8 protein-coding genes and 1 pseudogene are annotated in these 8,741 nt (G+C 71.7%); 4 read left to right on the plus strand and 5 right to left on the minus strand.

Annotation, left to right across the window (positions count from 1 at the left end; all coding sequences use genetic code 11):
• Positions 1 to 357 (minus strand): annotated as a pseudogene (locus tag VT52_RS33855) (magnesium transporter CorA); the annotation flags it as partial.
• Positions 358 to 573: 216 nt separating this feature from the next.
• Between VT52_RS33855 and VT52_RS33860 the strand changes: the two are divergent.
• Positions 574 to 1,368, plus strand: a complete 795-nt coding sequence (locus tag VT52_RS33860; RefSeq protein WP_046427203.1) for a class I SAM-dependent methyltransferase — start codon at positions 574 to 576, stop codon at positions 1,366 to 1,368.
• Positions 1,369 to 1,561: 193 nt separating this feature from the next.
• Here the strand turns inward: VT52_RS33860 and VT52_RS33865 are convergent, their stop codons facing one another.
• The 4 genes from VT52_RS33865 to VT52_RS33880 all read right to left on the minus strand — a co-directional run bounded on the left by VT52_RS33865 (position 1,562) and on the right by VT52_RS33880 (position 5,077).
• Complete coding sequence (locus tag VT52_RS33865) at positions 1,562 to 2,521, minus strand: carbohydrate kinase family protein (RefSeq protein WP_046427194.1); 960 nt, start codon at positions 2,519 to 2,521, stop codon at positions 1,562 to 1,564.
• Positions 2,506 to 3,414: a pseudouridine-5'-phosphate glycosidase gene (locus VT52_RS33870; RefSeq protein ID WP_046427192.1), complete on the minus strand. Its 909-nt coding sequence runs from the start codon at positions 3,412 to 3,414 to the stop codon at positions 2,506 to 2,508. The genes VT52_RS33865 and VT52_RS33870 overlap by 16 nt, the downstream gene beginning before the upstream one ends.
• 146 nt (positions 3,415 to 3,560) lie before the next feature.
• A complete protein-coding gene (locus VT52_RS33875; RefSeq protein ID WP_046427190.1) occupies positions 3,561 to 4,115 on the minus strand; it encodes a methylated-DNA--[protein]-cysteine S-methyltransferase in 555 nt (184 codons plus the stop codon).
• An 86-nt stretch (positions 4,116 to 4,201) separates the two neighbouring features.
• Positions 4,202 to 5,077, minus strand: coding sequence for a glycerophosphodiester phosphodiesterase (locus VT52_RS33880; protein ID WP_046427188.1), 876 nt, complete (start codon positions 5,075 to 5,077; stop codon positions 4,202 to 4,204).
• 300 nt (positions 5,078 to 5,377) lie between these two features.
• On the opposite strand from VT52_RS33880, the gene VT52_RS33885 reads away from it, so the two are divergent.
• The 3 genes from VT52_RS33885 to VT52_RS33895 all read left to right on the plus strand — a co-directional run.
• Entirely contained in the window at positions 5,378 to 6,241 is an 864-nt protein-coding gene (locus VT52_RS33885; protein ID WP_046427186.1) for an MHYT domain-containing protein, read from the plus strand.
• A gap of 40 nt (positions 6,242 to 6,281) precedes the next feature.
• Positions 6,282 to 8,429 (plus strand): excinuclease ABC subunit UvrB, encoded by a 2,148-nt coding sequence (gene uvrB / locus VT52_RS33890; protein WP_046427184.1) that lies wholly within the window; start codon positions 6,282 to 6,284, stop codon positions 8,427 to 8,429.
• A 157-nt stretch (positions 8,430 to 8,586) separates the two neighbouring features.
• The coding region (locus VT52_RS33895; RefSeq protein ID WP_143070959.1) for a TerD family protein at positions 8,587 to 8,741 on the plus strand (155 nt) is incomplete at its 3' end.

Genomic DNA, 8,741 nt, shown 5'->3' on the forward strand with positions numbered 1-8,741 from the left:
GTGCTCCAGCTTCGGCCGCTGATGGGCCTCGACCGCGTCCTCCACCGCGAGGGGGTGGAGGTCGAACAGCTCGGCGACGCCGGCGAATTCGTGGTCCGTCGGCTCGTGCAGCCCCAGCCAGACGAAGCCCTCGCCGGTCTTGCGGACCATGCGAACCGATTCCAGCAGATCGGTGCACTGCGGCACCCGTATGCCGTCCTGGTACGTCACGCAGTTGACCACGGAGGAGCCCAGGGGTGAGCGGGCGGGATGGCTCAGGTCCACGCGCGGCCGCCGCCGGGTCAGCTGTGCGACCTTGCGCAGGCCACCGGCCGTGCCCAGCTTCGTGACCTTCCGCAGATTCCCTGCCATGGACATTCTGGATCTCCTCGCGTGGATCTCCTCGTGTGACGCTTTCGCGTTCCTGGCCCGAAGTGTGCCAGTCCTGGGCAAAGAGCGGGCAAGCCTGTGGGAACACGATGTTCCGCTTTGTTCTCGCCTGTGGAAAACCTCCGCCCGTATCCGGAGAGCCGACCGCCCGGACCCGCGGAGCCGACCGCCCCTATCCGCCTGTCACCTGGGATGATGCGCGGCATGACAGCATCCGACGGGTATCTCCTGGACAACCGGCAGCGCGAGGCGGGGGAGCGCTTCGACGCCTTCGCCACCCTGTTCGACCCCACGACCTTCCGGCATATCGATGCCCTCGGGATCGAACCGGGCTGGCGCTGCTGGGAGGTCGGGGCGGGTGGCACCTCCGTCGTGTCCTGGCTCGCGCGAAGGGTGGGGCCGGACGGCACGGTCGTCGCCACCGACATCGACACCTCGCGGCTGGCCCCCGTCGACCAGCCGCCGGTGGAGATCCGCACCCACGACGTGGGCGCCGAGGAACCGCCGGGGGAGGGCTTCGACCTGGTCCACGCCCGGCTGGTCCTCGTCCATGTCCCGGACCGCGCCAGCGCGTTGACATCCATGATCAGGGCGCTGAAGCCCGGCGGCCGGCTTCTGGTCGAGGACGCCGACCCCGCCCTCCAGCCGCTGACCTGCCCCGACGAGCACGGCCCCGAACAGCGGCTCGCCAACCGGCTCCGGCAGGGCTTTCGCGGCCTGCTCGCCGAACGGGGCGCCGACCTCTCCTACGGCCGCCGACTGCCGCGCCTGCTCCGCGAGGCCGGACTGCGCGAGGTCGAGGCGGACGGTTTCTTCCCCATGACCTCGTCCGCCTGTGTCGCGCTGGAGGCCGCGACGGTCCGCCAGATCCGCGGCCGGCTGCTCGACGCGGGCCTGGCCACCGAGGAGGAGATCGACCGGCACCTCGCCAACGTCGAGGCCGGCGGCATGGACCTGGCCACGGCACCGATGATCTCGGCGTGGGGCCGCAAGGCGTAACCCCCGGCCGCGAGGCTCGGCACCTCCGTCGCGGTCACCCTGCCTGGCTTCTGACACGGCCCGACTGCCCGGCTCCTGACAGGGCCGAGCCGCCCGGCTCCTGACACGGCCGACCCACTCGCCCCCGTGTCAGCCGACGGGCCGGTTCGAACACCTCGGCCACGGACCTCCCGGGTGTCCCGACCGACGCGCCTCAGCCGCCGGGCGCCACACCCGCCTCGGCCGCCCCGCCCCGCTGCGGTGGTCTGCCGCCGGCCCGGCCCACCGCTCGCGCGCCCGCCCGGCACCCCTGAGCCGCCGCCTCCCGCGGGTCCGCGCCCGCGAGGAGGGCTGCGAGGAAGGCGCCGGTGAAGGCGTCACCGGCGCCCGTGGTGTCCCGCGCGGTCGCCGGTACGGCCGGGACCCGCGCCGGTGCGCCTCCGGAAGCGGCCACCAGCGCCCCGTCCGCCCCCGCCTTGACCACCACCAGCGGCACGACACGGCTCAACGCGGCCGCCGCGTCGCCCGGTTCCGCCAGCCCCGTCAGCAGACACGCCTCGTCCCGGCTGGGCAGCAGGGCGTCCAGGCCCGCGGCGAAGGCGAGGAACCGGTCGACCCCCAGGTCCGCCAGGAAGCCGGCCGACGCCGGATCCATGCTGACCGGCACACCCCGTGCGCGGGCGGCGTCGAGCGCGGTCCGGGCGAGCGCCCCACTCGACTCCGTGAAGAGCAGATAACCCGACAGATGTAGCCGGGCGACCCCGTCGAGCATGGCGTCCGACCAGTCGGCGGGCTCCAGCCGCAACGACGCCCCGCTGTCCGTGAGGAACGTGCGTTCTGCCGCCGCGCCCGCGTCGACCAGGCACACCACCGTTCCGGTCGCAGCCTCCGGGTCGGTCACCAGCAGTGGCCGTACCCCGGCCGCGACCAGCTCCCGCTCGTGCCACGCCGCCGCGTCCGCACCGACCCGGCCGAGCAGCCGTACGTCCGCACAGCCCGAGTGGGCCGCCCAGCAGGCCACGTTGGCGCCCGCGCCACCCGGCAGCGTCCGGACCGTCGCGGTGGTGTCCGTGCCGGTCGCGAGCGGTCCCCGGTGCCGAGCCACCACATCGGTGACGACGTCCCCGACGACCAGCAGCGCCCCCGTGCGGCCCCCGGTCACCCCCGCGCCCACGCCGTGGCGATCCGCGCCCCCAGCCGCACATTGCCGCGCACCGCCGCCAGATTGGCGCGCAGCGACGCGCCGTCCGTGTGCCGCACCAGGTGGTCGAGGAGGAACGGGGTCACGGCCTGGCCGGTGACGCCGCGCTCGGCACAGGCGGTGAGCGCCTCGTCGAGCACGCGCGCGTGCAGCCCGGGGTCGAGCTGTTCCGCCTCGGGCACCGGATTGGCGACGATCAGCGCCGACTCCGCCGCACCCAGCGCGTCCTGGGCCCGCATCACCTCCGCGACCTCCTCGGGGCTGCGCAGGGTCCAGTCCACGGGATGTCCCGAGTCGCTGAGATAGAAGCCGGGGAACCGGTCTGTGCCGTATCCGGCGACGGCCACGCCCAGCGTCTCCAGCCGTTGCAGGGTCGCCGGCACGTCCAGGATCGATTTCACGCCCGCGCACACCACCGTTATCCCGGTCCGCGCCAGCAGCCCCAGGTCGGCCGACTCGTCCTGGGTCACCGTCCACTCCCGGTGCACCCCGCCCAGCCCGCCGGTGGCGAAGACGCGAATGCCCGCCAGCGCGGCCAGCCGCGCGGTCGCCGACACCGTGGTGGCCCCGCTCGCCCGCGCCGCCACCGCGAACGGCAGGTCGCGGTGGCCCAGCTTGCGGACGCCGCCGTCATTGGCGACCCGCTCCAGCTGCGCCTTGTCCAGGCCGATCAGCGGGCGCCCGTCGAGCACGGCCACGGTCGCCGGCACCGCGCCCTCGCCGCGGACCGCTTCCTCCAGCTCCAGGGCCACCCGCAGATTGCGCGGGCGGGGCAGACCATGGGCGATGATCGTGGACTCCAGGGCCACCACCGGCCGCCGCGTCTCGATCGCCTCCCGGACCTCTTCCGACACCACCAGCACCATGCGCCCGCCTCCTGTCCGCCGGTCCCTGCCGGTATCTCTGGCGGGCACCGGCCACGGCTAAACGCCCGGGAGCCCGGCGCCGCACGCGGAACGGCCGTACCTGGCCGAACGGCGCCCCGCGCCGGCCGGATACGGCCGGCGGCCGCTCAGAACAGCGGCGCGGGAAGCACTCCCTCCAGGGCGAGCAACTGCCGCTTGGTCTCCAGCCCGCCCCCGAAACCCCCGATCCCGCCGTCACTCTCGACCACCCGGTGACACGGTACGACGACCGGCAGCGGATTGGCGCCCATCGCCATGCCGACCGCCTGCGCCCCGCCGGGCTGCCCGACCCGCCCGGCGAGGTCGCCGTACCCCACCACGCTGCCGTAGGGCACCCCGGACGCCAGCTCCCGCAGCACCCGCCGGTTGAAGCCGGAGATCAGCGACCAGTCCAGCGGCAGCTCGAAATCCCGCCGCTCACCCGCGAAGTACGCCCGCAACTGGCGTATCGCCTCGACCAGCACCGGCGCCCCCGGATCCGCCACGGGCGCACTGCCGAACCTCGCCGCCAGCCGCTCCAGCGCCCGCTCGCGCACCGCGTCGGTGGCATGGAAGACCACGTTGACCAGTCCGCTCCTGGTCGCCGCCAGCATCAGCGGGCCGATGTCGGTCTCGACGACGGCCCACACCACCCGCTGCTCGTCCTGCCCATGGCTGTCCATGCGCCCACGGTACGACCCGCCACTGACAACGACCGCCGGCCCGGCGCCACCCGGCCATCACCCGCCCGTCCCGGCCGAGGCTCGGCTCACTTCGTCGCCAGCGCCGCGCGCACCACGTCCGCCTTGCTGCTGATGATCCCGTCGACTCCGTACCCGGCCACCTTGCGGGCGGTGGCACTGTCGTCCACCGTCCAGGCGTAGACCCCGAGCGGCCGGCCGTGCGGCCCGCGGACACCGTGCACCGCCGACACGTAGGACCTGGTGAGCGATCCGTACGACGGATTGATCAGATCGACGAAACGCGCGTACTGCTTCAGCCGCGAGACCGGGGGCGCTCCGAGAAGGGCCGTGGTCAGCGCGGGCTTCAGCTCGTGCACGGTCCGCACGCTGTCGGCGCTGAAACTCTGCACGACCAGCCGCTTCAGATGGCCGCGGTCCAGCCAGCCCTCGTTGCCGAGGACCTTCAGGATCTGCTGTTCGATACCCGGGTACAGCTCCGGGTTCTTGACCTCCAGGAGCAGGCTCTCGTGGTTGTGCTCGACCCGGCGCATGTACTGCTCCAGAGTCGGCACGCGCGTGCCCGCGAAGGCCGGGGAGAACCAGCTGCCCGCGTCCAGCCGGGCGATCTCGGCGGCGGTGAAGTCCTTCACCTTCCACGGCGCCCGGCCGGGGAAGACCTTCTCTGCGTTCGTGGTGCGCTTCAGGCTGTCGTCGTGGATGACCACCAGCTCGCCGTCCTTGGTGCGCTGGACGTCGTTCTCGACCCAGGTGGAGCCCAGCCGCGCCGCCTCGTCGATCGAGGGCAGCGTGTTCTCGGGGGCGTGGGCGGGTGCGCCCCGGTGCCCGATCACCAGGGGCGGCCGGACGCCCGCCTTGGCGTCGGAGGTGAGGCTCACCAGGGCCACCGCCGACAACACGGCCAGGACCACGGCGGCCAGAGCGGCGACCAGGCGCGCGCGCATGCTTGCTCCTCGCGTCGAACGAAAACCCGCCGACGCCGGACCGGCGACCGACAGCACCAGAGTGACAGCAGAGCGCCAACGGTACGCGACCGCACGAAGCCCACATATGGCAGCAGGACACCTCCGAGTGCTCACCTGGGCCCCACAACTGGGGCAAGGCCGTGTTTCTTTGCCGGAAAGTCGTTCGACCATTCCGGTGGCAGTCATACTCTCTGCGACACCCCCGGCCGCCCGCGCGGTCCTGGTACGGCGCGGATATTCAGGGTTTCCGGGACATACGAGGGCGAAGGGCAGTCGCGGATGCACGGCACGGTCGACGGTTTCGGCTACGGGGCCGTCACCCCGTTGGTGGCCTTTCTCATGGCCTGCCTCGGTGGCGCCCTCGGGCTGCGCTGCATCACCCGGTCCCTGCTGGTCACGCACGCGCGACGGCCGGCCTGGCTGGCCCTCGGCGCCGCCGCGCTCGGCTGCGGCACCTGGACCATGCACTTCATCGCCATGATGGGCTTCAGCATCCAGCAGGCGCCGGTCCACTACGACGAGCCGGTCACCTACGCGAGCCTCGGACTCGCCGTCGTCATGGTCGGCGTGGGAGTGTTCATCGTCGGCTACCGGGGTGCCACCGGGGCACCGCTCTTCACCGGCGGCACCGTCACCGGACTGGGCGTCGCCTCGATGCACTACCTCGGCATGGCCGGGATGCGCTTCCACGGAAGCTTCGCCTACAGCACGCCCAAAGTCGTCGCCTCCGTCGCCATAGCGGTCGCCGCCGCCACCGCCGCCCTGTGGGCCGCCGGACGCGGACGCGGCCTGCTGCCGAGCGTGGGGGCGAGCGTCCTGATGGGCGTCGCCGTCAGCGGCATGCACTACATGGCCATGGCCGCCCTCAGCGTCCATCTCGACGGCACCGCCGAGACCACCGCCGACGCACCGGACGCGTCCACGCTCGTACCGATGCTGCTCGGCCCCCTCGTCCTCCTGGTCCTCGCCGGGGTCGTCGTGCTCCTGGAGCCGATGCTGGTCCTGCGCCACCCCGACCGGGCGCCCGCCCCGCCGGCCCTGCCCGCCCCGGGCGTCCCGGCCGCCGCCCTCGCCGCCCACCAGCACCGACACCCCGACAGTCGGCCCGTGCGGCAGGGCGCCCGCACTCCGCAGAACCGCTGACCGGCACCCGTTGTCAGTGGGGGGTCGTACGGTTGATGGCATGCGGCCCGTTTCCCACATCGAACGCACGGTGGCGCCCATCGAGGTCGTCAGCCCCTACCAGCCCAGCGGTGACCAGCCGACGGCCATCGCCGACCTGGCCAAGCGCATCGAGGCCGGTGAGAAGGACGTCGTCCTGCTGGGCGCGACCGGCACCGGCAAGTCCGCCACCACCGCGTGGATGATCGAGAAGCTCCAGCGCCCCACCCTGGTGATGGCGCCGAACAAGACACTGGCCGCCCAGCTGGCCAACGAGTTCCGCGAACTCCTCCCGAACAACGCGGTCGAATACTTCGTCTCGTACTACGACTACTACCAGCCCGAGGCGTACGTCCCCCAGTCGGACACCTACATCGAGAAGGACTCCTCGATCAACGAGGAGGTCGAGCGGCTGCGCCACTCGGCGACCAACTCGCTGCTCACCCGCCGTGACGTCGTCGTGGTCGCCTCGGTGTCCTGCATCTACGGCCTGGGCACCCCGCAGGAGTACGCGGACCGCATGGTCCCCCTCAGGGTCGGCGACGAGATCGACCGGGACGACCTGCTGCGCCGCTTCGTCGACATCCAGTACACGCGCAACGACCTCGCCTTCACCCGCGGCACCTTCCGCGTCCGCGGCGACACCATCGAGATCTTCCCGGTCTACGAGGAACTCGCCGTCCGCATCGAGATGTTCGGCGACGAGATCGAGGCGCTGTCCACGCTCCACCCGCTCACCGGCGAGATCATCAGCGACGACCAGCAGCTGTACGTCTTCCCGGCCTCCCACTACGTCGCCGGTCCCGAGCGCATGGAGCGGGCGGTCAACGACATCGAGAAGGAGCTGGGCGAGCGCCTGGCCGAGCTGGAGAAGCAGGGCAAGCTCCTGGAGGCGCAGCGGCTGCGGATGCGCACCACCTACGACATCGAGATGCTCCGCCAGATCGGCACCTGCTCCGGCGTGGAGAACTACTCGATGCACTTCGACGGCCGCCTGCCCGGCTCCCCGCCCAACACCCTGCTCGACTACTTCCCGGACGACTTCCTGCTCGTCATCGACGAGTCGCACGTCACCGTCCCGCAGATCGGCGCGATGTACGAGGGCGACGCCTCCCGCAAGCGCACCCTCGTGGAGCACGGCTTCCGCCTGCCCTCCGCCCTGGACAACCGGCCCCTGAAGTGGGAGGAGTTCCAGGAGCGCATCGGGCAGACCGTCTACCTGTCGGCCACCCCGGGAAACTACGAGCTGTCGCGTTCCGACGGCGTCGTCGAGCAGATCATCCGCCCGACCGGCCTGGTCGACCCCGAGGTCGTGGTCAAGCCCACCGAGGGCCAGATCGACGACCTCGTGCACGAGATCCGCAAGCGCACCGACCAGGACGAGCGCGTCCTGGTCACCACGCTCACCAAGAAGATGGCCGAGGACCTCACCGACTACTTCCTGGAACTGGGCATCCAGGTGCGCTATCTGCACAGCGACGTCGACACCCTGCGCCGCGTGGAGCTGCTGCGCGAACTGCGCGCCGGTGAGTACGACGTCCTGGTCGGCATCAACCTGCTGCGTGAGGGCCTCGACCTGCCCGAGGTCTCCCTGGTGGCGATCCTCGACGCCGACAAGGAGGGCTTCCTGCGCTCCGGCACCTCGCTGATCCAGACCATCGGCCGCGCGGCGCGCAACGTCTCCGGCCAGGTTCATATGTACGCGGACAAGATCACCCCGGCGATGGAGCGGGCCATCGACGAGACCAACCGCCGCCGCGAGAAGCAGATCGCCTACAACAAAGCCAACGGCATCGATCCGCAGCCGCTGCGCAAGAAGATCAACGACATCGTCGCGCAGATCGCCCGCGAGGAGGTCGACACCGAGCAGCTCCTCGGCAGCGGCTACCGCAAGTCGAAGGACGGCAAGGGTGCCAAGGCTCCCGTGCCGGCGCTGAGCGGCAAGGCGGCGAAGGGCGGCAAGGCGGCCAAGGGTGCGAAGGGCAAGGCCGCGGCGACGGTGCCCACGGACCGTCCGGCGGCCGAACTCGCGGAACAGATCGAGGAGATGACCGAGCGCATGCGCGCCGCCGCCGCGGAGCTCCAGTTCGAGATCGCCGCCCGGCTGCGCGACGAGGTCTCGGAGATGAAGAAGGAGCTGCGCCAGATGCGGGAGGCGGGCATCGCCTGATCCGCGTGATGCCACCGGATCTCGGCATAACGCGCCGAGTGTTGCAACACCGACACAAAGCGCGGACCGGGGTTCGGCGGTGTCGGCGCCCCTGCGTAGGGTTCTGATCAGCCGCGCGGTATGCGGCAACAGGGGACCTTCGAGAGGGGATTCAGCCGTGTCCGTCAACTTGAGCAAGGGTCAGGCCATCAGCCTGGAGAAGAACGACGGGGGCTCCCTCACCGCGGTCCGTATGGGGCTGGGCTGGCAGGCGGCCAAGCGTCGCGGACTGTTCGGCTCGCGCACCAAGGAGATCGACCTGGACGCCTCCGC

This window comes from Streptomyces malaysiense, assembly GCF_000980885.2.
Classification (GTDB): Bacteria; Actinomycetota; Actinomycetes; order Streptomycetales; family Streptomycetaceae; genus Streptomyces; species Streptomyces malaysiense.